The following is a 21750-nucleotide window of genomic DNA, read 5'->3' on the forward strand; positions in this document are numbered from 1 at the left end:
AGCCCGGCCGCAAGGCCGGGCTTTCCACTGCCCATAGTCACTGCGCGACTGAGTACCCCGCGAACGGGGCTTCCACCAGGCGGCATGAGATGCACCAAACGTACGAATACCTCCCGGACAATGCAAGTGCAATAACGGTGACATTGGCTGATCGGCCATTTTCCGTCCCAGATGCCCGTTTATTTCACCTTGCAATAACGGTTATCACATGATCTGTCGAAGGAAGATCGACAAGGCGGCCGGTTCCACGAGCAACGTTGCGATGAGTCCGCCGATCGCTCCGCCCAGATGGGCCTCATGGGCAATCCCTCCCATGTTCGGATTGTCCCGCCGGCTCATGGCATAGACCGAGAAGCCCAGGAAGCCCACCGCAAACAGCCACGCAGGAATCCAGATGGCAAAGAACAGCCCGATCTGATCGAACGGCCGGAACAGGCAGAAGGACAACAGTACGCCCGAAATGGCCCCGGACGCACCCACGGCCGCATAGGCGTGCGAATTCCGCTGCCACCAGAGTGTCAAACCGTGGGCGGCGAATTCGGAGACGAAAAACACCACCAGGAAACCAACCGGACCCAGGAGTCGCTCCAGAGCGGGCCCGAAAAAGAACAGGGTCAGCATGTTGAAGGCCAGGTGACCCGGCCCGGCGTGCACGAATCCTGCGGACAGCAGTCGGTAGTACTCCCGGTTCTTGAGCACCTGGGCGGGCCGAAAGGACAACCGGTCCAACAATGCCGTATCGAACCAGAGGGCATATCCACTTACGAGGACATTGAGAAGGATCAGGATGATGGTCAGCGGGCTTTCAACGAACATGGGCGTACTTCCGGGTTTTCGTCCGGTGTACGACCACCCTGGGCGCAGGATTCTCCACCGCCGATCGCACCCGCCGCGTGAACCGGCTCATGCGCATCCGGAGTGCGGAACTGCTCACCCCCGTGACCTGGCTGATTTCGGAAAAGGAACGCGACGGCGAGGCACAGCGCGCAGCCACCATCATCCGTGTGATCGTGTCCTCCTCCCGGAGCAGCCGGCGGGCGGTTCGAACGACCCGCTCGGCCTGGTCGTCAAAGGCATCGCTTGCATCCGTCACGGCATCCGCCGACGGGTCCATGGGGAACAGGACCCCTTGCTCTGCACGCCTGCGCCTGAGCTCCCGGATGACCCGGTTCCGGGCCATGCGCCGCACGTATCGGTCGGGCGCGTGCAATCCATCCAGTCGGGGAATGACAGCCACCATGACATCCGACGCCAGATCTTCCACATCCTGCATCCCCAGCAAACGTTCCCGCTCCGCACAGGCCCGGAAATATCGACGGGAATCGTTCCAAAGTCGTACAATGAGTTCAGTACGATTGTCCATGACCTCGTGGCTTGACTTGCTCTTCAGGCAAAGACCCCGAACCGGACACCACATAACGACCTCCGCCATGAAAATCCTCTTCGCCACCGACCTCAAGGAGCCGACGGCCATCACCAATCGCATCCAGTCCTTCGCGGATCGTTTGGATGCGGATCTATACGTGTTGCACGTCCATGTCCCGACCCCGACGACCCCGCTGGGCATCGATCCGCTGAGTGGGTTCGGGGAGGTATCCTATGCACTGTACGATCCGTCCATCGAGGAGAGCATTGTGGAGGCCGAGCAGGGGGATTTCGATGCGTTCGTCCAGGAACGATTCACGCGACCGGTGCGGCCTGCGCTGCATCATGGCGATCCTGCACGCGTCATCCTGCACGATGCCACCGAATTGGGGGCCGATCTCATCATCCTGGCAAAGCGCCGCCACTCCGCACTGGAGCGCATGCTGCTGGGCAGTGTCACCAAAGTAGTCGCCAACGAAGCCACGCAACCCGTACTGTTGCTGCCCATTCCGGATCAGGACCGGACCTGAAAGCGGCGCGTGCCCTTGTCCAGGAATGCTGCGAACTCGTCCACGTCCATCATTCCGAATTCGCGCAGGAGCAACGTCGTGCCGTCGGTGTCGACCACTGCGTATGTGGGCAGCGCCACGATCCCGGTGAGCCGGAGCTGGTATCGGTGGAATTCGTCGCCCTTCTCCGGGCCGTCGGTGTACAGTTTCAGCCGGACGAAGTCGTTGGCCAGCCGCGAAGCGACCGGCGCCCGTGGAAATACGTTGGCTTCCATGGACCGGCAATTGGTACACGTATAGCCGGTGAAATCAACGAAGATGGGCAGATTCCGCGTGGCAGCCTCGGCGACGGCGGCGTCGATATCGTCCACGTGCCAGCCGTCATCGGCACCCGGCACCGCGTCCATACCCGAGGCGCCCAGCACATTGAACAGACCGACATCACCGGCTTGGCGAGGCGGAAGGAAGGCATCCAGGGCGTTCAAGGGCGATCCAAACAGTCCCGGCAGCATGTACAGGGACACTGCGAAGAACAGGGAGCCAAGCATGAGTCGACCGGCACCGATACCATCCGGCGCCGGTTCGTGTGCCAGCCGGAGCTGTCCAATCAGGTACAGACCGGCCAGGAAGAACACCACCACGATGAACGCAATGCCCAACGGTCGCGAAATCAGGCCCCATCCCCAGACCAGGTCAGCATTGGAAAGGAACTTGACCGCGGCCGCCAATTCCACGAAGCCCAGGACGACCTTGACCACATTCATCCAGGATCCCGACTTGGGGAGGCGCTGCAAGGCATTCGGAAACAGGGCGAACAGGACAAACGGCGAGGCAAATGTGGCCGAATAGACCATCATTCCGGCCACGGGCCACGCCCAGGTACCTCCGGCTGCAGCCGCCAGCAGACCGGCCACGAACGGAGCCGTGCAGGAAAACGAGACCAGCGTCAGCGTCAAACCCATGAACCAGACCCCCATGGCGCCTGACCCGCCGCCCAGGGCGTTGACCCGATTCACCAGTCCGGACGGCAGTCGCAGTTCGTAGAGCCCGAGCAGGGACAGGGCGAAGCCCACCAATACGGCCGCAATCAGCAGGTTCACCCACGGATTCGACGCAATGGTCTGCGCTCCGGCCGCCCCCACCACCACGGCCATGACAATGCCGATGACCGTGAACGTGGCAACGATCGAGACCCCGTACAGACCGGCCAGTTTTACCGACTGGACCCGATCATCGGCGTGTTTCGTGAAATAGGACACCGTAAGCGGAAGCATCGGGAAGACACACGGGGTCAGCAACGACGCCAACCCGGCGCCGACGGCCAGCAGCAGGAAGGCCAAGAGGCCGGACTGTCCGGGGCGCTCGTCCGGGGTGGGCCCGTCGGTGATCGTGCCGGCATCCAGGGCCCGTGCAATTTGGGCGGTCGATGCGCCGGCGTCCTGCCCGCCCGTCACGAGCGTGAATGTAACCGGCACCTCCGTGCGCTCCGGACGCAGGCACACACCGAACTCGTCGGAGCAGATCTGGAATTGGACACGCGGCGTCAATACGACCGGCTCGCTGCCGGCGACCGGTAGCTCAGCATCCACATCCAGCACCGCGTACACGACCGATTCGCTCTTGAAGTACGGCAGTTCCATGTCGAACGTGGGATCGTACCCCGAACGGGGAGGATCCTGTCCGAGCGACGCACGGGCGGTGACGCCATCCATGGAATCGGGCCAGGAAACGTCAATGCCATAGGGGCGCACTCCCACTGAACGATCCGGCAGCGCCTGGTCCAAGGCATACATCTTCCAATCCCCCGGACCCGTTATCGTAGCCGTGAAGGCCACGATGGTGGAGCGGCCCGGCGATACGCTGTCCGGCCGGGCTTCCGCGCGCCAGGTGACGTAATCCGCGGATACCCCGATGGACGGCCCTCCGCCCAGCCCGAGGTCGGGCACCGCATCCTGGCCAGCCACGGCCATGGGCCAACACGCCATGAGGAACAGCACCAACCACGTTTGCAAGCGGGGCCATCCGCTCAGGCGGGGAAACGTATCCGGGAGGACCATGTGGGCTCTGGATGGCGAGGCGTTCAAGGGCGGCGAATCGAGGGAATAAAAAAAGGGGATGGACGCGGAAAACGTCCATCCCCTTTGAAATGTTGCCAGAAAAGCCAGCCGGTCAGGCGGCGACTTCAGGCTCCACGCGGACTTTGACCTCTGCTTCCACTTCGGGATGCAGTTTGACGGTCGCGGTATACACGCCAAGGACCTTGATATCGTCCTCGACATGGATGTTGCGACGGTCCACGGTGACACCCTGGGCAGCCAGGCCGTCAGCAATATTGGTCGTGGTGACACTGCCGAAAATGCGGTTCTCCTCGCCCACCTTGGCGAAGACAACGACTTCGATCTTGCCCAGCTCCTTGGCCAGGTTCTGTGCGTCCTCTTTCTTCTTGCTGAGCTTGCGGGACTGCTGACGACGTTCTTCCGTGACGGACTTGACGACCGACGGCGTGGCCTGCAGTGCCAACCCGCGAGGGAGGAGGAAATTGCGTCCATAACCGGGCTTCACAGCGACGATGTCGCCCTTCTCGCCCAGGTTTTCGACGTCTTGGAGTAGAATTACTTGCATGACCGTATTCCTTGATCTGTCTTACTTGAGCGAGTCGGTAACGAACGGAATGAGCGCCATGTGGCGGGCCCGCTTCACGGCACGCGTGAGCTGGCGCTGGAACTTGGCGGAAGCATTCGTTATGCGGCGGGGCAGGATCTTGCCTTGCTCGTTCAAATAACGCTTGAGCATTTCGACATCCTTGTAGTCGACGTACTCCGGCTCCTTGAAATTGGTGTTGGTAGACATGTGCGTATGGGGATTGGGTTTCAGTCGTCGTCTTCGTCGTCGGCAACCGCTTGGGCATCGGCGGCCTCCTTGGCGAGGTCCGCAGCCTTGCGACCGCGGTTGGCCTCGAAATGACGCAGCATCTTGGCGTCGAGCCGCAGCGTCATGTACCGGAGGATGTTGTCGTCGATTTCAAGCGCCCGCTCGAGCCGCTGGATGAGCGGTGCGATGGAGCGGAAATGCATGTTGACGTAATACCCGTTCCGCTTCTTCTGGATGGGATAGGCCAGTCGGCGACTGCCCCACTCGTCCATTTCAAGGATTTCTCCTCCTGCGTCGGAGATGTATTCTGTCACGCGTGTGACGAGGTCCTTGACCTGGTCATCACTGATGACGGAGTTGACGATATAGGTCAACTCGTACGTGTTTTTCGTAGCCATGGAATCCCTTTGGATGATGGATTGACACAGCCCCCTGCCGTCAGCAGGGAGCAGGGACTTTGTCGTCTGTGCACTATGCACAGACCAGCAAAATACGACGATCCGGACAGATATCCAGTCCTTAACCCAAATTGCACGTTACAGCGCGGGCATACAGGCAGGACCGACCTACAGCGCAGACAACCGATCGGCATTCTCCGCCACGCGAAGCGCCCGGATGATGCCACCCAGATCTCCGTCCATGACCTTCTCCAGGGCGTGGTTCTTGTCGTCCCCCTCAAGCCGGTGGTCCGTCACGCGCCCTTGCGGCCAATTGTAGGTACGGATCTTGGCCGACCGATCCCCCGTGGAGACCATGCTGCGCCGGGCCTCGGTGCGTTCGGCATTCCGTTTGGCCAGTTCGAGTTCGTACAGGCGTGAGCGCAACACGCGCATGGCCTTGTCCTTGTTCTTCAACTGGCTCTTCTCATCCTGGCAGGTCACAACCAGGCCCGTCGGAATATGGGTCAACCGGACGGCGGAATCCGTCGTGTTCACGCTCTGACCGCCGGGTCCACTGGACCGGTATACATCCACTTTCACATCGTTTGCGTGCAACTCGATGTCCACCTCCTCGGCCTCGGGCAACACGGCAACCGTGGCCGCCGACGTGTGGATGCGACCGCTCGATTCCGTGGCCGGCACACGCTGGACCCGGTGCACACCGCTCTCGTACTTCATGGTGCCGAACACTTCAGGTCCGGCCAGGGCCAGGATGATTTCCTTGTACCCCCCCTTCGTGCCTTCCGATGCTTCCATGATCTCCACCGTCCAGCCTTTCAACTCAGCGAAGCGGGAGTACAACCGGAACAGGTCGCCGGCAAACAGTGCGGCTTCGTCGCCCCCGGTTCCGGCCCGGATCTCGACGATGGCATTCTTGGAGTCCTCCGGATCCTTCGGAATGAGCATGAGGCGCAATTCTTCCTCGACACCCGGCAAGCGCTCCTCCAATTCCTCCAACTCGGCCTCGGCCATTTCTCCCAACTCGCCCGAATCGTCCGCCTCCAGCATCTCCCTCAGGTCCGCCGCTTCCGTGAGCATGCCCTGGTAGGCATCCACGATTTCGATCATCCCCCGAAGGGACGTGTGCTCCCGGCCCAACACCGCCATTTTCCGGGGATCCGTGGCCACTTCCGGTTGGGCCATCTGGCGCGTGACGTCATCGTACCGACGTCGGATACCGTCGAGCAGCTCGGTTTTGATCATGGATGCGAAGAGGATGGATGGGGGCGCGTGTACGCGGATTCCGGGTATTGGTTCAAGCGATCCCGGCGGGCACACGGGCTTCGCAAAGTGAGACCCGAACTGGTCCGGGAATCGGCTCGGACCCACACGGATGGCCGCAAATCACCCGGGACAGCCCGCTGGACGGGCCGGACGGAGCTTGGCACACTTTTGGCGGAAGGTGTGATCGAACGAGAATACCCAACCCCTCATGCTCGCATCCCCGTACCACAGGATTACCACGTCGCACACCGTGCGCGGCATTGTCATGTGGTTCCTCATGTGTTTCATGGTCTACTGGGTCATGGATGGCCTGGCCACCCGCCCCGTGGCCATCGACGTGGAGGACTTCCGCAAGAGCGGCATGTCCGATGAGCACGTCCTGTCGATGGCCCTGCAGGAAGCAGCCCAAGCCATGGACAACTACTGGTGGATCCACGATCGCCAGCCGTACCTGGTATTCGATGCGACGCGCGAATACGCCATCAGTCCGGGGATGTATGCGGCGTTCGACATCGAAATCACCTACGATGCGAAGAAGAAGCCGATAGCCGTGCTGGAGCCGGTCCAGAAAGTCGCCGGCATGCGCCCCTGACAGCGCCTACTCCACCGTTACGCTCTTGGCCAGATTCCGTGGCTGGTCCACATCACAACCCCGCAGGACGGCAATGTGGTAGGACAACAACTGCAGCGGAATGACCGTGAGCAACGGACTCAGGAATTCCAGGGTTTTCGGAATCCGGATGACGTATTCGCACATCTCATCCAATTCCGTGTTTTCATCGTCCGTGATGGCAATGACCGATCCGTCCCGCGCCACCACCTCCTGGATATTCGACACCACTTTGTCGTAGGTACTGTCCCGCAGCGCGATGAACACCACCGGCATGAACCGGTCAATCAATGCGATCGGCCCGTGCTTCATCTCGGCGGCCGGATAGCCCTCCGCGTGGATATAGGAGATTTCCTTGAGCTTCAAGGCACCTTCCAGGGCCACCGGGAAATTGAATCCGCGGCCCAGATACAGGAAGTTGGATGCGTACCGGTAGATGCGCGCCAACTCTTCGATGCCCGTATCCGATTCCAGGAAGGTCTTGATCTTGCTCGGTATGGCCTGCAGTTCCTTCAGATACGCCGAGAAGTCCTCATCCGACAGCGTCCGGTCCTTCGACAGGGCGAGCGCGAGCATGGTCAGGACGGTGACTTGGGCGGTGAACGCCTTCGTGGAGGCAACGCCGATCTCGGGTCCTGCGTGCAGATAGACCCCCGCATCGGTTTCACGCGCGATGGTCGACCCTACGGTGTTGCAGATACCGTACACCGGGACATCCCGGGACTGGGCCTCCCGAACAGCGGCCAACGTATCGGCTGTTTCTCCGGACTGGGAAATGACCAGGAGGATATCGCCTTCCGACATGATGGGATTCCGGTACCGGAATTCGCTCGCATACTCCACTTCCACGGGAATCCGGGCCAACCCTTCAATCAGGTATTCCCCGACGAGCGCCGCATGCCAGGACGTGCCACACGCAGCAATCACAATGCGTTTCGCGCCGCGGAGTCCCTCCATGACGTCAATCAGTCCCCCCAGCACGACATCCGTTCCCACGCGTCCCCGCATGCAATCCTCAAGTGAGCGGGGCTGCTCCATGATTTCCTTGAGCATGAAATGGGGGTAGCCGCCCTTCTCGATCTCTTCCAGATCCCACTCCAACTCGTGGATTTCCTTGTTCAGGGTCTTGTTGTCGATGGTGCGCACCTCGAACCCGTTGCGCCGGATGACCACCATCTCGCCGTCATTCAGGTATACGACACTCCGGGTATACTCCACGATGGGCGCGGCGTCCGACCCCAGGAAGTACTCGTCATCCCCCACGCCGATGATGAGCGGACTCCCTTTCCGGGCGGCAATCAGGACATTGTCATCGGTAGCCGTGACCATGGCAATCCCGTACGTACCCACCACCTGGGTCAGCGCCTGGCGCAGGGATTCGTCGAGCGCCAGGCCGGTCAATTTGTGCACGTCCTCCACCAGGCGGACCAGGACCTCGGTGTCGGTCTGACTGTGGAAGACATACCCTTTTTCCGTGAGCGACGTGCGCAGCGTGGCGTAGTTCTCGATGATGCCGTTATGCACCAGGGCAAACGAGCCATCCGTGCTGACGTGAGGGTGGGCGTTGATATCGCTGGGGAATCCGTGCGTGGCCCAGCGGGTGTGCCCAATGCCGAGCGTCCCGGCCATGCCACCATCGACAGACGCCTCGAGCACGGCCACCTTGCCCAGCTTCTTCCGGACCTCGAGGGCTCCATTGACGATGGCAATGCCCGCGGAATCATATCCGCGGTATTCCAATCGTTTCAATCCATTGACCAGGATTTCAGCGGCCTGGCGCTGCCCGATGTATCCGACTATTCCACACATGGGATTCCGCTTGTATTATCAGGCTGCAGGTGAATCATTACTCCGGCTGACTCGGATGGTTGGTCCTGTGTTTCAACACGCTATCCTTCCCGCCTGTCGCTCACGCTGGAACACTGCGTGAAACCGCCAGGGCAACCGCCCGGACGCGCTCCATGAGCGTATTGAATTGCTCAGGGAAGAGGGACTGGGGACCGTCGGAAAGAGCGGCCGGCGGGTCGGGGTGCATTTCAATCATGAGTCCATCGGCGCCGGCCGCCACCGCTGCAAGCGCCATCGGTTCCACCTTGTTCCGGATACCGATCCCGTGACTGGGGTCGACTACGATCGGGAGGTGGCTCTTCGACTTGACCACCGGCACCGCGGACAGGTCCAACGTGTTCCGGGTGGCCGTCTCGAAGGTCCGGATGCCCCGTTCGCACAGGATGACGTGCGGGTTGTCGGCAGCCAGGATGTATTCAGCGCTCATGAGCCATTCCTCGATGGTCGCCGACAACCCGCGCTTCAGCAGGACCGGACGGCCGGACTGGCCGACGGCCCGCAGCAGGGTATGATTCTGCATGTTCCGGGCGCCGATCTGCAGCACGTCCGCATACCGGGCAACCAATTCGACCTGCGACGCATCCATGACCTCCGTGATGACGTCCAGGCCGTTCGCGGTGGCGGCGTCGCGCATCCACCGGAGCCCGGGCTCGCCGTGACCCTGGAACGCATAGGGAGAGGAGCGCGGCTTGAACGCCCCGCCACGCAGCATCCGCGCACCCGCCTGCGCTACTATCCGCGCGGATTCGTGGATCTGTTCCTCCGATTCGACGCTGCACGGGCCGGCCATGACCACCAGATCCGGGCCCCCGATGGCGGCATGTGGCAACGTCACGACGGTGTTCTCACGGCTCCAGGACCGGCTTGCGAATTTGTACGGCTCCGTGACCCGATGGACTTCGGACACCCCGTCCAACAGCTGGATATGGCGGCGATCGAAGTCCGGCTTCACGCCGATGGCCCCGAGCACCGTCTGCTGACTCCCGCTGGACCGGTGGACGTCGAATCCGAAGTCATTCAGCCGGGCGATGACGGCTTCAATCTGGTCTTCGCGCGCGCCGCGCTCCATGACTACAACCATGATCAGCCCTCCACGTGGACAAGGTGATAATTCCGTTTGCCCTTGCGGAGCACGAGCAACGACCCTTCAATCAGCGCTTCGACGCCAACACGGTCATTTTCATCGGCCACACGCGCGTTGTTGACAAACGCACCGCCCGACCGGACCAGCCGCCGGGCCTCGCCTTTCGACGCCGCAAGTCCGGTATCCGAGAACAGGTCCAGGACTCCGAGGCCCTCTCCTTCGAGAACGGTCCTGCCAAGCGTGGTCGAGGGTACATCCTCGAAGATGTCCCGCAGACTGTCCACGCTCACATCGTCGAGCGCGCCTCCGAACAGGACCTCCGATGCCTTCTCCGCATTCGCCAGTTCGGTCGGCCCATGGACCAACGCTGTGACCTCACGGGCCAGCACGCGGTGGGCTTCCCGGCGCCCGGGGTCGGCCTCGTGCGTCTTCTCCAACGCGGCAATCTCCTCGCGGCTGAGCCACGTGAAGTACTTCAGGTACGGCACGACATCCCGGTCGTCCGCATTCAGCCAGAACTGATAAAATCGGTAGGGACTCGTGCGCAAGGGGTCCAACCAGATGGTACCCGCTTCGGTCTTGCCGAACTTTGTTCCGGCCGCGTTCGTGACCAGCGGAAACACCAGGCCGTGCGCGCGCCGGCTCCGGGCGCGGCGGATGAGGTCCGTGCCGGCAATGATGTTGCCCCACTGGTCCGACCCGCCCATCTGCACATGGCATCCATACCGGTCGCTGAGTTCCAGGAAGTCGTATGCCTGCAGCATCATGTACGTGAACTCGGTGTACGAAATGCCGTCTTCCGACTCAATGCGGCGCTTGACGGACTCCTTGGCCAGCATGTAGTTGACCGTGAAGTACTTGCCCACGTCGCGCAGGAAGTCTATCAGCCCGAGGGAGCCCAGCCAATCCAGGTTGTTGACCATGCGGGCCGGGTTGTCCGTGGCCTTGAAATCCAGGAATGGCTCCAACTGGCGCTGGATACCGGCCAGGTTCTCCGCGACCTGTTCGGCCGACTGCAACTGCCGCTCGGCCGTTTTCCCACTCGGATCGCCGATCAGACCGGTCCCACCGCCCACGAGTGCAATGGGATGGTGCCCGAACCGCTGCAAGCGGGCCAGGCTCATGATGGGCAACAACGAACCCACGTGCAGGCTCGATGCCGTCGGATCGAAACCGATGTAAGCGGTCTGCGGTCCGGAAGCAAATAGATCCTTCAACTCCGGCGTGCTGTCGTACAACAGGCCGCGCCATTCAAACTCTTCGTATATCATATGTAACGTTCAAGCGTAAACTTCTCTCCCAGATAGCGCCGGCGCACTTCCGGGTCCGATGCGAGCATCTCGGCCGATCCCTGTTTCAGGATCTTGCCCTCGTACAGCAGATAGGCCCGGTCGGTGATGGCGAGCGTCTCGTGTACGTTGTGATCGGTGATGAGGACGCCGATCCCCTTGGCCCTCAACCCTTTCACGATGGATTGGATGTCCTCGACCGCAATAGGATCCACCCCCGCGAAAGGTTCATCCAGCAGGAAGAACCGGGGACGGATGGCCAGCGCCCGCGCAATCTCGGTCCGCCGACGCTCGCCGCCCGAAAGCATGTAGCCCATGGAGCGTCGGACCTGTTCCAACCCGAATTCCCCGATGAGTTCATCCACCCGGCGCGCGCGCTCTTGCCGGGACAGGTCCTGGTACTCCAGGACCGCCTCCAGATTCTGTTCTACCGTGAGTTGCGAAAAAATGGAGGCTTCCTGGGCAAGGTAGCCAATGCCTCGTCGGGCCCGTTCGTACATGGGAAGGTGCGTAATCGGATCCGCCCCGAGCCGGACCGTGCCGTGGTCCGGTTTCACCAGTCCCACCATCATGTGGAAGGTGGTGGTCTTCCCGGCGCCGTTGGGGCCCAAAAGGCCCACGATTTCCCCTTCCCGGACTGTCAGTTCCACCTCGTTGACCACGGTCCGTTTCCGGTACCGCTTCACCAGACCCGTCGCCGACAGCGTCAACGCATCCGGCCGGACGGCCGCCGGCGAGGCTGCCGGGTCGTCCGTCGCCACGACAGATCCATCCCGGATCATCCGGTGGGCACTCCGCCACGCCGATGCCGCATCCTCCTCACGACCCACCGCTTCACAGGCCTGTGCCAGCAGGACATGGGCCAACACGAACGTCGGCACGTCCCGCGTGACCTGCTCCAGGATACCGATGGCGGCTTCCGGCGTACCCTCCTTGAAGTGGGTCAGGGCCTGTTCGATTTCAGAAAGTGCCATGGTGGTGGGTCAGTAGCCTGTTCGCTCGGCCGACAAGGCATGGAACCGGGCCGTCAGGAGGGTCCGGTCCGGGCGGTCGCCGGGAATCCAAATATAGCCCGCAAGATCCGTCAGTCGGTTGAACAAGTTACGTGTGTATTCGGTCCCGGCCGTCTGTCCGGTGAACACCAGCCGCTCCGGCTCCCCGCCGGCAAATCCTGTTTTGACGGCATCGGCGCTCGCACTGAACGCCAATTCGCGACCGGTATCCTCCTCCACGAGGTACAGCAGGACCTCAGCGTTCGGCGTCATGTAGAGCGAAGTGAGCGAATCGGAGGCCACACCGGCGGCCAGTCGACCGGCCTTCATTTGATTGATGCGCCCCGTCGCCGAGTCTTCCCGGGCGACAAAAACGCTTCCCCAGGCAAACACCGAGTCGACCGATGCGTGCGCCTGCTCGATCACGGCCATGCTGTCCGCGGTCACCTGGGTGGACTGCAGCCAGGTCCGCACGTCGCCGTGGATCCGGCTCCACCCGTCGCCGGCTGCGAGCGAGTCGCCGCGGAGCGCCCGCCCCGGCGCCGAGACCACAACCGAGTCCATGGCCGCCATGAAGTCCCCCTTCAGCCACGCCCGCCGGGAGGTCACGAACAATGTATCGGTAGTCGCGTCATCGAACCGCCCCACGAACACGCGGCCCTCAATGACCGTGGAATCGGCCGTTTCGTGGCGATAGACGGCATCCCCGAACACACGCGCGGTCTCGGCCCCCGTGGAGTCACGCGTGACCACGGCCACGCGTCCCGTCGCCCACGACTCCTGCGTCGTCCGTTCGTACCGGACCGAATCGGCCCAGAGATCGGTATCCTCCCGCTGCAGGCGGATGGTACCTGCAAAATCCGCCCGTTCCAGTTCGGTGTGATAGACGCCCCGCTCGGCGGTGAGGACCGAGAGGCTGTCGGCGAACCGCACGCCCTCCTCGAAGTGGGTCTGCTTTTCCCGCGAATACCAGCGTCCGGACGGGGCCGTCAAAGCGACCTCACCGTCGGAAACACGCACGTTCCCCCGGGCAACCCCGATCTTGGTCGCCTTCTCGTACCGGATATGGTCGGCCCGGACCGTGTCTCCCGGCTCGGTGATGACCACGTTTCCCCGGAAGGTGACGAATCCGTTTCCCTCATCGGTGGCAAAATCAGACCGGAGCGACGTGTCGCCCTGGGTCAGACGCGCCCGGATCATGTCCACGATTTCCAACCCCCCGATCCGGCGGAACGACAGCGAGTCGGCCGAGATGTCCACCTCTTCGGCCGGGGTGTCTACCTGCCGGGCCTCCGCGGTCCCGGCCATCATGGCCAACAGAAATACCGTCATACAGGCCAACAGGCCGGCAGACGGCCCACCCGAACCGGTCTTCCTGATGGTATGTTGGCCCGACCTCACGGCGTTCCTTCCTCGGGAATGACCGTTCCGCTGACGCGGCTCATGTGCAGATCTTCCAGGTTCTCGTCCGCATCCAGGCCCCACCCCCGGATGGTCTGCGTGGGTGTCCGGATGGTGGCAAAACCCGGGGTGCCGACCCGCTGGGTGGCCTCGTTCCAGTCCAGGTGTTCGCTCCACAGATTCCGACCTTGCGTGGTCTCCACCTGTACATCGCCCCGGGCCGTGAACCGCTTCTCGGCTTCGTACCAGGTGACTTCATTGGCCTGTACCACGGCCGTGGACTCGCCGGCCTCATTGAACAAGGTGACTTCGACCCGGCGTACGGAATCCGGGGAGGCGGTCAGGACCATCCATGTGCTGTCCGGGGATTCGTAACGGGCCATGTGATCGGCCACCATGTGCAATCGGGGTATGCCGTGCTCACTCACCCACATGTCGGGCGCCCAGGACTCCTGGTCCGGGCCCACTGCAGCGAGCGCGGAATCGACCGTGACGGCCGACTCATGGCGGGTACAACCGGCCACCACCGCGACAAGGAATACGGCCAGGACAACAGACCTGAATCCGGGCCGTATTCCGGCAGGCAACCGGGTCAAAAAGCGAGCCCGCGATCTGACCTGCAATGCATGAAATGGATGGATTCGTGGATTCATGGCGACAGATACGCGGGTGAGGGGCGCCCGGTCCCGTCCGGTGCCAGAATCGCCCACGTCGCCCGGGCGCCCTCACAGGTGCCTTCGAGCAACCGCGCGAATTCGGTGCAGGCGGCCTCCAGGCGGAGGCGTTCCGGGTGGGGATTGACGATATCGGTGGGGTTGGCGGGGTTGGTGAGGGATGCTTCGCTTGGGCCAGCCGGCGCGTACAGGAGTGCCAATACCCGTCGGGTATCCGGGGTGGTCTTGGTGGCCATGCTGTCCTTCACGGCATTCACCACCGGCACGTCACCCACGCAGCCTGCAATCAGGTCTTCCAGGTCGATTTCCTGTCCGGCGCTGTTGAACACATACGACTCCCCGGGCGCGCCCAGACGGACCATCACAGACAAGGGAGCGGGCATGGCTGCACCGGAATCCGCAATTGAAGTCAAGCCCGCCGCCCGGTCCAGGTCCAGGATGGAAATGGGCACGACGTGGGCCAGGCTGACCGCGTTGCAGATGTCCACAAGCGTATTGATCCGGGGAAACGTGCCCTCCTCAGCGGTCCGGAGCAGGTACTCGCTCGCCGGCTTCCCGCGGCCGGTGGGCTTGTAGCGCCCGTTCCGGAATACATCCCGGACGCGCATGCGGAACGCATCGTCCGCCGCGTCGAGCGGGGAGCGCCGCTGTTGGAGCAGGGTCTCCAAGCGTTCCTCCAGGGCGGAATGCGGGGCCGTCGCGCGGACTCCGTCCGCAGCGACGGCCCCCAAAAGCAGCGATTCAGGACCTCTGTGGTGTATCTCGATCATTCTGGAGGGGAGGGTGTATATTCAGGGATCGCGCCAGAAAAGGGACGCCAGGATGATTTTAGTTTGGTGGTCGGCCGCCGATAACCAGATCACAACGAACGTCCACGATCTGCACCATTACGGTCATGCAAGCTACAACAATGAGCTTCTCCATCGAACCTGTCACACACGACACGGTCGTCATCAGGATCGGGAAGGCCCTCGACTTCCGCAACGCCGCCGATTTCAAGGCTGCGGCGCAGGAGCAGGTTCGGTCCGGCGTCCGGAATTTCATTCTTGATTTCACCGACACCGGCATTCTCGATTCCACCGGATTGGGATCCATTTTCAGCCTTTATCGCCAGGTATCGCCCATGAGCGGCCAGGTGGTATTCGCTTCGGTATCGCGCCCTGTCCAGGTCGTCGTACAGCTGACGCGCACCTACAAGGTGTTCCGCCAGTTCCCGACGGTCGACGCGGCCCGCGAAGCCGTCCGCTGAGCAAGCATCCCACCGAGACAACCCGTATCCCGCCATGGAAGTCACCAAGACGCACTTCCGAAAACTGGACCGCATCGTGGATGACCTTCATGAGCTGTTCGACGCGTGGGAATCCGAAGGCGCGCTCTTGTCGCATCTCGATTCCGACACCGTGGAACTCATGAAACTGGCCCTCCACGAATGGGTCGCCAACATCGTGCAACACGCGGAATTCGGCGATCGTGAGCCGCGCGTTACGCTCGATATCATTCCCAATGGTCGGCGGGTACGCTGTGTGATTGAAGACAATTCCCTCGGATTTCCGCTCCTGGAGGAGCTGGTGGTCCGTCAGGAGGCCCTCGAGCCCTTTCCGGAGCGTGGAATGGGCCTCCTCATGCTCGACGCTGCGACCGAGTACTTCCGCTACTCCCGTCTGGATGACGGTCGACAGAAACTGGAGTTCACCGTATCAGGAGAAAAGGATCCATGGCTGAACATTCCATTCTAGTCGTAGAAGACGAGCACACCCTGCGCCGTCTGCTGGAGTACCGCCTCGGGAAACAGTTCAAGGTGCGCACCGCATCCAATGGCGAAGAAGCCATGGAACGCATTGCCGAGGAACTCCCCAGCCTCGTCATCTCGGACATCATGATGCCGAAGATGGATGGCTTCGCCCTGCAGGCTGCCATGCAGGAGCGCCGGGAAACCAGTGTCATCCCGTTCATCTTCCTCACGGCCAAGGCCGATGAGCAGAGCCGCCTGAAAGGCCGCCGGACGGGTGTGGACGACTACATCACGAAACCCTTCGACATCGATCAGTTGCTGTCCCGCGTGGACCGGCTGCTGGCCCGTACGTCGCACTTCCAGACGCAGCTTGACGCGAAGATCGGACAGGACTTCTCGCAGAAGCTCATGCCCAAGAAACTTCCCGTGGTGGATGGCTGGCGCCTGGATTTCCACAACGCCCCGAAAGAACACGGTGGCGGAGATATTTTTGACTGGACGGAGATCAAGCCGGGCGTCTACTTCATTACCGTCGGAGACGTCATGGGCAAGGGCCTCCAGGCCAAGTTCTACGCCTTCAGTTTCTTGGGATACATCCGCAGCACGGTGCATGCCCTGCTCCGGACGTCCAACTCACCGGCCGAGATCATGACGCGGGTGAACCAGATGCTTGTGGACGATCCGCCCATGGAAGACACATTCGCCTCCCTCCTGTTCATCCGCTGGGAGCCGGCCCGGAATCTGGTCACGTATGCCAACGGCGGACACTGCCGCCCCGTGACCGTATCGTCGAAAGGTGCCGAGATCGTCGAGTATTCGGACATGGTGCTTGGACTGAATCCGGACGCGGAATTCCGCGACACATCGCTTATCGTTTCGCCCGGATCCGGCTTCCTGGCCTATACCGATGGCCTCGTCGAACAACAGATGGCCTCCGGCAACCAACTGGGCGAAGCAGGCCTGGTTGAGGCCATGCAGAAGGCCTGGGGCACACCCGAGCCCATGAAAAAGCTGGTGTCCAACGTGCTGGAGGACAGTGCGGCTCCGGAATACAGCGATGACCTGCTCATCTTCTGGCTGGAACGGCTGGCTGCGAAGGACAAGGACAAGGACAAGGACAAGGAACGCGAACACGCTGCTCCCCGGTGGTTTTCTCCCTTCGGAGAAAACGCCGCCACGGACACGGTCTGACAACCCCGCGGTCAGCCGGCACGCAATCCGGCCATGAAGCGGTCCACGTCCTCCTCCGAATTGTAGGCATGGACCGATGCGCGCAGTCCCCCGCCCCGCGGAGAAACGAATACGTTCCGCTGCGCCAACCGGGACGTGAGCGCGTGCGGATCCGACGCATCCACCAGCACGATCCCGGAGCGTTCATTCGTCGATGTACGCGATCGTATGGTATACCCTTCGATTCGGAGCGCATCCACCAGATGGCCGGACAGGGACAGGATCCGATCGCCGATGGCCTGGATTCCGGCGCGCTCCAGCACGTCCAACGCGGCCCCGAACGTAAAAATGCCCGGAAACAAGGGATGCCCCATCTCATGCCCGATCCCCGTGGGCCAGAAATCCATCCGGTCATTTTCCAGGTCATAGGCCCGCTTGGCCGACCGCCACCCCGTCAGCGGTGGAAGCCCCTCCCGACCCGGAGCTCCGCGGGACGTCAACAGCACGGCAATGCCGTATCCGGCCGTCGCCCACTTGTATCCGCTGAACACCAGGTAGTCCACGCCGTCTGCGTCCAACCGCACCGGAAAGGCTCCCACGGACTGCGTGGCATCGACCACAAATCCGACCCCCTTGCTCCGGCACACCGCTGAAAGCGCCTTCAGATCGGCCCGGAACCCCGTCGCATACTGGACGCTGCTGATGACGAAGAGGGTGTGATCGCTCGTCAGGTGCCGGTCCAGGTCTTCCGCGGTTACCTTGCCGCTCGCCGGAACCGGCATGCGATGCAGCACGTGGCCCGCCGCCATGAACGGCGTGGTACACGACGGAAACTCGTTCTCCAGCACCACGACCCGGGTGCCGGACGGAAAACTGCGGGCCACCACATTCAGCCCCAACGATGCGTTCTGCAGGAACGACACGTCCTCGGCCTCCGCGCCGAAAGCCCGGGCGGTCCGGGCGCGCACGGACTCCACCCGTGCCAGCCACCGGGACCAGGCCGCATCGCCTTCCTCCAGATGCTCGGTGTAGTACGCCATCCCGGCCGCGGCTGCCTCCCGGGACAGCGCCCCGCCACCGGCCGTGTTCAAATAGGCCGTGCCCTCCAAGGCCGGGAAGCGCTCCCTGAATGCGTTCCAATCCATACGGGTCTGTCCGGGTGGTGTGTCCATCCGCTGAAGGTACAATTCACGGCCGTTCCCGTACCATCCGGGACCGGACTTCGACCGTCCTGCTCCGCTGGCGTGCACCGTGATGCGCCCCATCCGTATATAGGGTTCCACGCTACGTCTGCTCATGGTTCTTCGCACACGGCACGTACTCATGATTCTCCGCTCATTCCGATCGCTCCCTCCGCGCGCGGCCCTGTTCGTGGTCGTGCTGGCGCTGGGCGGATGCCGCGAATTCCCGCTGGACCCGCTGCCCGGGGAACGGAGGGACGAGCCCCAGAGCTTCACGGTGCAACCGGACAGCATGTTCGAATTCCGGGTAGGCGATACCGTGGCCATTGAAGGCACGAACAAGTTCGTCCAGTTCCGATTGATCGTCGGGGACAGCCGATGCCCGTCCAACGTGGATTGCATCCACCCCGGGCAGGCCGATATCCTGCTCATCGTTTCAAACAGCCTGGATGACGCCGAATACCAGGTCCTGGCTACGATGCCGGGCCGGGTCGCCCAGCCGTTCCTGTCCGCGGACACCATCCAGTTCGAAGACCTCGGCATCCGGTTCATGGGCCTGACTCCCTATCCGCTCGCCGGCATCCAGACCCGTGAATCGGAATACGTGGCCAGCATGACCATTTCAGCGCTGACCGAGGATTAGGCCGTATCAACACTAAGCCCTGGACGGCTGTTGATTCACACGTTTTTCCACGGAAGTCACGGGCCTGCGCCGCGTTCGGGCGTATATGCCCGCTCCAATCCAACGAACCCCATTTCCCATGGCCATCGAACGCACACTCGCCATCATCAAGCCGGACGGTGTCCGCAAGAACCTCATCGGTGAAATCATCCGCCGCATCCAGGAAGCCGGATTCACCGTGCGCGCCCTGAAAATGGTGCAGCTCACCCAGACGCAGGCCGAAGGCTTCTACGAAGTCCATCGGGGCCGCCCGTTCTTTCCGGAGTTGACGGAATTCATGTCCAGCGGCCCGTGCGTCCCGATCGTACTGGAAAAAGAAAACGCCGTTGCCGATTATCGTACACTGATTGGCGCGACGGACCCGGCCGAGGCGGCCGAGGGCACCATCCGCCGTGATTTTGCGGACAACAAAGGGCAGAACATTGTACACGGATCGGATTCGGTCGAGAACGGCCGCCTGGAATCGAATTATTTCTTCCCCGAAATGGAGATCGTTGCGAACAAGGGCTGAGGCCGGACTCGTCGTCCTTCCTCTCCTTCTGCTCGCCGCATGCGGCACCTCCACCGAGGATGCCCGCCAGGGCTCCCTGACTGTCGAAACGTCGGTCCCCGTGCAAACGGGGGCCGACGTTCTTGTTTCGGACAGCCGCAATCCGCTTGCGGGCCGGCGGGTAGGGCTCATTGTCAACCACACATCCCGAACGGCCAACGGTCATGTGATCGATGCGCTCGCCGCCATGCCGGACGTGGAAATCACGGCCCTGTTCGGGCCGGAACACGGCATCCGCGGCGATGCGGATGCGGGCGAGGTCGTGGGCGATGCCCGTGATCCAGAGACCGGTGCCCCCATCTACAGCCTGTACGGGGAGCACCGGGCTCCAACGGCCGAGATGCTCGAGCATGTGGACCTGCTCATTTTCGACATGCAGGACGTGGGCGCCCGCTTCTATACGTACATCTCCACGATGGGGCTGTCCATGCAGGCGGCCGCCGAGCACGGAGTGCCGTTCATGGTGCTGGACCGCCCGAACCCGCTCGGCGGGCTGCGGGTGGATGGCTACGTCCGCGAGCCGGAATTCGAGTCGTTCGTCGGGCAGTTCCCCATTCCTGTCCAGCACGGTCTCACGATCGGCGAACTGGCGACCATGATCCGCGATGAAGGATGGCTTCCGGGCGTGGATTCCCTGGACCTGACCGTGGTTACCATGCAGGGCTGGGAGCGATCCATGCTCTGGCCCGGAACGGGCCTCGATTGGATCGCTCCCAGCCCGAACCTGCCGACATTCGATGCCGCCCTGGTCTATGCCGGCACCTGTCTGGTCGAAGCCACGACGGCCAGTGAAGGGCGCGGTACGGACCTGCCGTTCCTGACCATCGGCGCCCCCTGGATGGACGCACCGGCCGTCGCCGACGCCATCCGTCTGCCGGGACTGACCGTGGACACTCTGGACATCACACCGCGCAGCATTCCGGGGGCCTCGACGCATCCGAAGTGGCAGGACGAGGCCATTCGTGCGATTCGCATGGACGTGACCGATGCATCAACCGTACGACCGCTGGAAGTGGGCATCCGGCTTTTGACGTCCATGATCCAAACGGCGCCGGATTCGACGCGCGAATCCATCATCCGGAGTTCAGGCATGGCCCGGCTGTCGGGTACCCGGCGACTGGAAACGGCGTTGCGTTCGGGTGCATCCCCCGAAGCCATCATGGCGGAATGGGCCGATGAAGTCCGGGCGTTCGAGACGCTCAGGCGTTCGTATCTGCTGTATTGACAGCGGACGGAGCGGCGTCAGGTGCCGGCGGGCGCTTCAGAATGGCGTAAATGATTTCAAGGTAGCCGCCCAGGATCAGGAGCGGTGCCACGTAAAGCGACAGGAAGCCGTCCACCTCGTTCTCCATCCGCATGACCACGTATCCGACCACAATGAGGGCAATGCCGAGCAGCAGGAGGACGTAGTTCTGGCGCGTGAATACCATCACGCCGCGGGTGCGCTTGCCCTGCGAGCGCCGACTCCGTCGGGCGGAAGACTGATCTTTCGGGGATTTCGCCATGGCCCGGAAAACTGACCGCGCGGATCCAGGTTCCTTTCCGGACGTGCGACGATGACACGGTCCGCCGTAAGGCCGTACATTTGGGCCATCGCCGCACGCCGTCCGGCGTGCATCCACCAACCACCGAAACCACGCATCCTGTGTCCACCTTCGTCCGTGTCATCGTCCTGGGACTGGCCACCATCCTGGTACAGTGGTTCGTATTGGGACGCATCACATTGTGGGGTGCCTACCCGGATGTCGTCCTGTTGTACGTGGCGTGGGTCGGGCTCCGGTACGGGCGGATGTGGGGAACGACCAGTGGATTCCTGGGCGGTTTCCTGCTTGACGCCATCTATGGGACATGGGGCATGCACATGCTGTTGAAGACCCTCATGGGCTTCCTGGCCGGGCTGTATCCCGCCTCCGAGCGGGAGTCGCTGGTCATCCTGCCGCGGCAGGCGTTCCTCGGGGGACTGGTCATCGCGGTCATCCACAATGGACTGTTCGTGATCATGTTGGCCTTGCAGGCGGGCGTCCGGAATACGTTCCTGGTAGCGGGGCTCTGGCTCGGATCGGCCCTTTATACCGCGTTCGTCGGCACGCTCGCGACCCTGTTTGGCACCCGGTGACGTATGAATTGA

The 21750-nt window shown here is 62.4% G+C and carries 25 protein-coding genes; 9 read left to right on the forward strand and 16 right to left on the reverse strand.

Features of this window, described 5'->3' with window-relative positions:
- Nucleotides 1–204 precede the first annotated feature (204 nt).
- Together RIE53_12980 and RIE53_12985 are read right to left on the reverse strand one after the other, a co-directional pair.
- Nucleotides 205–816, reverse strand: coding sequence for a rhomboid family intramembrane serine protease (locus RIE53_12980; GenBank protein ID MEQ9105598.1), 612 nt, complete (start codon nucleotides 814–816; stop codon nucleotides 205–207).
- Nucleotides 806–1363: a sigma factor gene (locus tag RIE53_12985; GenBank protein MEQ9105599.1), complete on the reverse strand. Its 558-nt coding sequence runs from the start codon at nucleotides 1361–1363 to the stop codon at nucleotides 806–808. Before RIE53_12985 ends, RIE53_12980 begins: the two co-directional genes overlap by 11 nt.
- A gap of 67 nt (nucleotides 1364–1430) precedes the next feature.
- Here RIE53_12985 and RIE53_12990 point away from each other — a divergent pair, with 67 nt between their 5' ends.
- The gene (locus RIE53_12990; protein MEQ9105600.1) at nucleotides 1431–1895 is read left to right on the forward strand and encodes a universal stress protein; all 465 of its coding nucleotides are present in this window, start codon (nucleotides 1431–1433) and stop codon (nucleotides 1893–1895) included.
- Here RIE53_12990 and RIE53_12995 read toward each other — a convergent pair.
- The 5 genes from RIE53_12995 to prfA all read right to left on the reverse strand — a co-directional run bounded on the left by RIE53_12995 (nucleotide 1880) and on the right by prfA (nucleotide 6388).
- The gene (locus RIE53_12995; protein MEQ9105601.1) at nucleotides 1880–3931 is read right to left on the reverse strand and encodes a cytochrome c biogenesis protein CcdA; all 2052 of its coding nucleotides are present in this window, start codon (nucleotides 3929–3931) and stop codon (nucleotides 1880–1882) included. The genes RIE53_12990 and RIE53_12995 overlap by 16 nt on opposite strands.
- A gap of 112 nt (nucleotides 3932–4043) precedes the next feature.
- Nucleotides 4044–4496, reverse strand: coding sequence for a 50S ribosomal protein L9 (gene rplI, locus RIE53_13000; GenBank protein MEQ9105602.1), 453 nt, complete (start codon nucleotides 4494–4496; stop codon nucleotides 4044–4046).
- A 21-nt stretch (nucleotides 4497–4517) separates the two neighbouring features.
- Complete coding sequence (gene rpsR, locus RIE53_13005; protein ID MEQ9105603.1) at nucleotides 4518–4724, reverse strand: 30S ribosomal protein S18; 207 nt, start codon at nucleotides 4722–4724, stop codon at nucleotides 4518–4520.
- Nucleotides 4725–4744: 20 nt separating this feature from the next.
- Complete coding sequence (gene rpsF, locus RIE53_13010) at nucleotides 4745–5143, reverse strand: 30S ribosomal protein S6 (protein MEQ9105604.1); 399 nt, start codon at nucleotides 5141–5143, stop codon at nucleotides 4745–4747.
- A 168-nt stretch (nucleotides 5144–5311) separates the two neighbouring features.
- The gene (prfA, locus tag RIE53_13015) at nucleotides 5312–6388 is read right to left on the reverse strand and encodes a peptide chain release factor 1 (GenBank protein MEQ9105605.1); all 1077 of its coding nucleotides are present in this window, start codon (nucleotides 6386–6388) and stop codon (nucleotides 5312–5314) included.
- A gap of 229 nt (nucleotides 6389–6617) precedes the next feature.
- Here prfA and RIE53_13020 point away from each other — a divergent pair, with 229 nt between their 5' ends.
- Nucleotides 6618–7001, forward strand: a complete 384-nt coding sequence (locus RIE53_13020) for a hypothetical protein (protein MEQ9105606.1) — start codon at nucleotides 6618–6620, stop codon at nucleotides 6999–7001.
- 6 nt (nucleotides 7002–7007) lie between these two features.
- Here the strand turns inward: RIE53_13020 and glmS are convergent, their stop codons facing one another.
- The 7 genes from glmS to RIE53_13055 all read right to left on the reverse strand — a co-directional run bounded on the left by glmS (nucleotide 7008) and on the right by RIE53_13055 (nucleotide 15077).
- Nucleotides 7008–8828 (reverse strand): glutamine--fructose-6-phosphate transaminase (isomerizing), encoded by a 1821-nt coding sequence (gene glmS, locus RIE53_13025; protein ID MEQ9105607.1) that lies wholly within the window; start codon nucleotides 8826–8828, stop codon nucleotides 7008–7010.
- Nucleotides 8829–8928: 100 nt separating this feature from the next.
- The gene (aroF, locus tag RIE53_13030; GenBank protein MEQ9105608.1) at nucleotides 8929–9948 is read right to left on the reverse strand and encodes a 3-deoxy-7-phosphoheptulonate synthase; all 1020 of its coding nucleotides are present in this window, start codon (nucleotides 9946–9948) and stop codon (nucleotides 8929–8931) included.
- A 2-nt stretch (nucleotides 9949–9950) separates the two neighbouring features.
- Entirely contained in the window at nucleotides 9951–11222 is a 1272-nt protein-coding gene (tyrS, locus tag RIE53_13035) for a tyrosine--tRNA ligase (GenBank protein ID MEQ9105609.1), read from the reverse strand.
- Nucleotides 11219–11950, reverse strand: coding sequence for an LPS export ABC transporter ATP-binding protein (gene lptB, locus RIE53_13040; GenBank protein MEQ9105610.1), 732 nt, complete (start codon nucleotides 11948–11950; stop codon nucleotides 11219–11221). Before lptB ends, tyrS begins: the two co-directional genes overlap by 4 nt.
- A 273-nt stretch (nucleotides 11951–12223) precedes the next feature.
- Nucleotides 12224–13633 carry an OstA-like protein gene (locus RIE53_13045; GenBank protein MEQ9105611.1) on the reverse strand — a complete coding sequence of 470 codons (1410 nt, stop codon included), beginning with the start codon at nucleotides 13631–13633 and terminating at the stop codon, nucleotides 12224–12226.
- Entirely contained in the window at nucleotides 13630–14286 is a 657-nt protein-coding gene (gene lptC / locus RIE53_13050) for an LPS export ABC transporter periplasmic protein LptC (GenBank protein MEQ9105612.1), read from the reverse strand. The genes RIE53_13045 and lptC overlap by 4 nt, the downstream gene beginning before the upstream one ends.
- Nucleotides 14283–15077 (reverse strand): phenylalanine--tRNA ligase beta subunit-related protein, encoded by a 795-nt coding sequence (locus RIE53_13055; GenBank protein MEQ9105613.1) that lies wholly within the window; start codon nucleotides 15075–15077, stop codon nucleotides 14283–14285. Before RIE53_13055 ends, lptC begins: the two co-directional genes overlap by 4 nt.
- 125 nt (nucleotides 15078–15202) lie before the next feature.
- On the opposite strand from RIE53_13055, the gene RIE53_13060 reads away from it, so the two are divergent.
- From RIE53_13060 to RIE53_13070, 3 genes are read left to right on the forward strand one after another with little or no spacing between them, the layout of a single operon-like run.
- Nucleotides 15203–15556: an STAS domain-containing protein gene (locus tag RIE53_13060; protein MEQ9105614.1), complete on the forward strand. Its 354-nt coding sequence runs from the start codon at nucleotides 15203–15205 to the stop codon at nucleotides 15554–15556.
- A gap of 34 nt (nucleotides 15557–15590) precedes the next feature.
- Nucleotides 15591–16043: an ATP-binding protein gene (locus RIE53_13065; GenBank protein MEQ9105615.1), complete on the forward strand. Its 453-nt coding sequence runs from the start codon at nucleotides 15591–15593 to the stop codon at nucleotides 16041–16043.
- Nucleotides 16022–17230, forward strand: coding sequence for a SpoIIE family protein phosphatase (locus tag RIE53_13070; protein MEQ9105616.1), 1209 nt, complete (start codon nucleotides 16022–16024; stop codon nucleotides 17228–17230). The genes RIE53_13065 and RIE53_13070 overlap by 22 nt, the downstream gene beginning before the upstream one ends.
- An 11-nt stretch (nucleotides 17231–17241) precedes the next feature.
- Here RIE53_13070 and RIE53_13075 read toward each other — a convergent pair whose 3' ends face one another.
- Nucleotides 17242–18507 carry an aminotransferase class V-fold PLP-dependent enzyme gene (locus RIE53_13075; GenBank protein MEQ9105617.1) on the reverse strand — a complete coding sequence of 422 codons (1266 nt, stop codon included), beginning with the start codon at nucleotides 18505–18507 and terminating at the stop codon, nucleotides 17242–17244.
- Between the two features lie 25 nt (nucleotides 18508–18532).
- On the opposite strand from RIE53_13075, the gene RIE53_13080 reads away from it, so the two are divergent.
- The 3 genes from RIE53_13080 to RIE53_13090 all read left to right on the forward strand — a co-directional run bounded on the left by RIE53_13080 (nucleotide 18533) and on the right by RIE53_13090 (nucleotide 20847).
- A complete protein-coding gene (locus RIE53_13080; GenBank protein ID MEQ9105618.1) occupies nucleotides 18533–19033 on the forward strand; it encodes a hypothetical protein in 501 nt (166 codons plus the stop codon).
- Between the two features lie 118 nt (nucleotides 19034–19151).
- Nucleotides 19152–19583, forward strand: coding sequence for a nucleoside-diphosphate kinase (gene ndk, locus RIE53_13085; protein MEQ9105619.1), 432 nt, complete (start codon nucleotides 19152–19154; stop codon nucleotides 19581–19583).
- Complete coding sequence (locus tag RIE53_13090) at nucleotides 19567–20847, forward strand: DUF1343 domain-containing protein (GenBank protein ID MEQ9105620.1); 1281 nt, start codon at nucleotides 19567–19569, stop codon at nucleotides 20845–20847. Before ndk ends, RIE53_13090 begins: the two co-directional genes overlap by 17 nt.
- Here RIE53_13090 and RIE53_13095 read toward each other — a convergent pair.
- Nucleotides 20822–21127, reverse strand: a complete 306-nt coding sequence (locus RIE53_13095) for a DUF3098 domain-containing protein (GenBank protein ID MEQ9105621.1) — start codon at nucleotides 21125–21127, stop codon at nucleotides 20822–20824. The genes RIE53_13090 and RIE53_13095 overlap by 26 nt on opposite strands.
- Before the next feature lie 107 nt (nucleotides 21128–21234).
- Here RIE53_13095 and mreD point away from each other — a divergent pair, with 107 nt between their 5' ends.
- A complete protein-coding gene (gene mreD, locus RIE53_13100; protein MEQ9105622.1) occupies nucleotides 21235–21738 on the forward strand; it encodes a rod shape-determining protein MreD in 504 nt (167 codons plus the stop codon).
- Nucleotides 21739–21750: the final 12 nt, after the last annotated feature.

The sequence above is a fragment of the Rhodothermales bacterium genome (assembly GCA_040221055.1).
Taxonomy (GTDB): domain Bacteria; phylum Bacteroidota; class Rhodothermia; order Rhodothermales; family UBA10348; genus 1-14-0-65-60-17.

What these genes read in the sequence shown, in the direction of transcription:
- RIE53_13055 (MEQ9105613.1), bottom strand. Translation starts at nt 15,077, where the DNA reads ATGATCGAGATACACCACAGAGGTCCTGAATCGCTGCTTTTGGGGGCC.
- rplI (MEQ9105602.1), bottom strand. Translation starts at nt 4,496, where the DNA reads ATGCAAGTAATTCTACTCCAAGACGTCGAAAACCTGGGCGAGAAGGGC.
- RIE53_13060 (MEQ9105614.1), top strand. Translation starts at nt 15,203, where the DNA reads ATGCAAGCTACAACAATGAGCTTCTCCATCGAACCTGTCACACACGAC.
- glmS (MEQ9105607.1), bottom strand. Translation starts at nt 8,828, where the DNA reads ATGTGTGGAATAGTCGGATACATCGGGCAGCGCCAGGCCGCTGAAATC.
- RIE53_13080 (MEQ9105618.1), top strand. Translation starts at nt 18,533, where the DNA reads ATGATTCTCCGCTCATTCCGATCGCTCCCTCCGCGCGCGGCCCTGTTC.
- RIE53_12980 (MEQ9105598.1), bottom strand. Translation starts at nt 816, where the DNA reads ATGTTCGTTGAAAGCCCGCTGACCATCATCCTGATCCTTCTCAATGTC.
- RIE53_12995 (MEQ9105601.1), bottom strand. Translation starts at nt 3,931, where the DNA reads ATGGTCCTCCCGGATACGTTTCCCCGCCTGAGCGGATGGCCCCGCTTG.
- tyrS (MEQ9105609.1), bottom strand. Translation starts at nt 11,222, where the DNA reads ATGATATACGAAGAGTTTGAATGGCGCGGCCTGTTGTACGACAGCACG.
- rpsR (MEQ9105603.1), bottom strand. Translation starts at nt 4,724, where the DNA reads ATGTCTACCAACACCAATTTCAAGGAGCCGGAGTACGTCGACTACAAG.
- RIE53_13075 (MEQ9105617.1), bottom strand. Translation starts at nt 18,507, where the DNA reads ATGAGCAGACGTAGCGTGGAACCCTATATACGGATGGGGCGCATCACG.
- prfA (MEQ9105605.1), bottom strand. Translation starts at nt 6,388, where the DNA reads ATGATCAAAACCGAGCTGCTCGACGGTATCCGACGTCGGTACGATGAC.
- RIE53_13070 (MEQ9105616.1), top strand. Translation starts at nt 16,022, where the DNA reads ATGGCTGAACATTCCATTCTAGTCGTAGAAGACGAGCACACCCTGCGC.
- RIE53_13065 (MEQ9105615.1), top strand. Translation starts at nt 15,591, where the DNA reads ATGGAAGTCACCAAGACGCACTTCCGAAAACTGGACCGCATCGTGGAT.
- RIE53_13095 (MEQ9105621.1), bottom strand. Translation starts at nt 21,127, where the DNA reads ATGGCGAAATCCCCGAAAGATCAGTCTTCCGCCCGACGGAGTCGGCGC.
- RIE53_12985 (MEQ9105599.1), bottom strand. Translation starts at nt 1,363, where the DNA reads ATGGACAATCGTACTGAACTCATTGTACGACTTTGGAACGATTCCCGT.
- RIE53_13020 (MEQ9105606.1), top strand. Translation starts at nt 6,618, where the DNA reads ATGCTCGCATCCCCGTACCACAGGATTACCACGTCGCACACCGTGCGC.
- lptC (MEQ9105612.1), bottom strand. Translation starts at nt 14,286, where the DNA reads ATGAATCCACGAATCCATCCATTTCATGCATTGCAGGTCAGATCGCGG.
- ndk (MEQ9105619.1), top strand. Translation starts at nt 19,152, where the DNA reads ATGGCCATCGAACGCACACTCGCCATCATCAAGCCGGACGGTGTCCGC.
- aroF (MEQ9105608.1), bottom strand. Translation starts at nt 9,948, where the DNA reads ATGGTTGTAGTCATGGAGCGCGGCGCGCGCGAAGACCAGATTGAAGCC.
- rpsF (MEQ9105604.1), bottom strand. Translation starts at nt 5,143, where the DNA reads ATGGCTACGAAAAACACGTACGAGTTGACCTATATCGTCAACTCCGTC.
- RIE53_12990 (MEQ9105600.1), top strand. Translation starts at nt 1,431, where the DNA reads ATGAAAATCCTCTTCGCCACCGACCTCAAGGAGCCGACGGCCATCACC.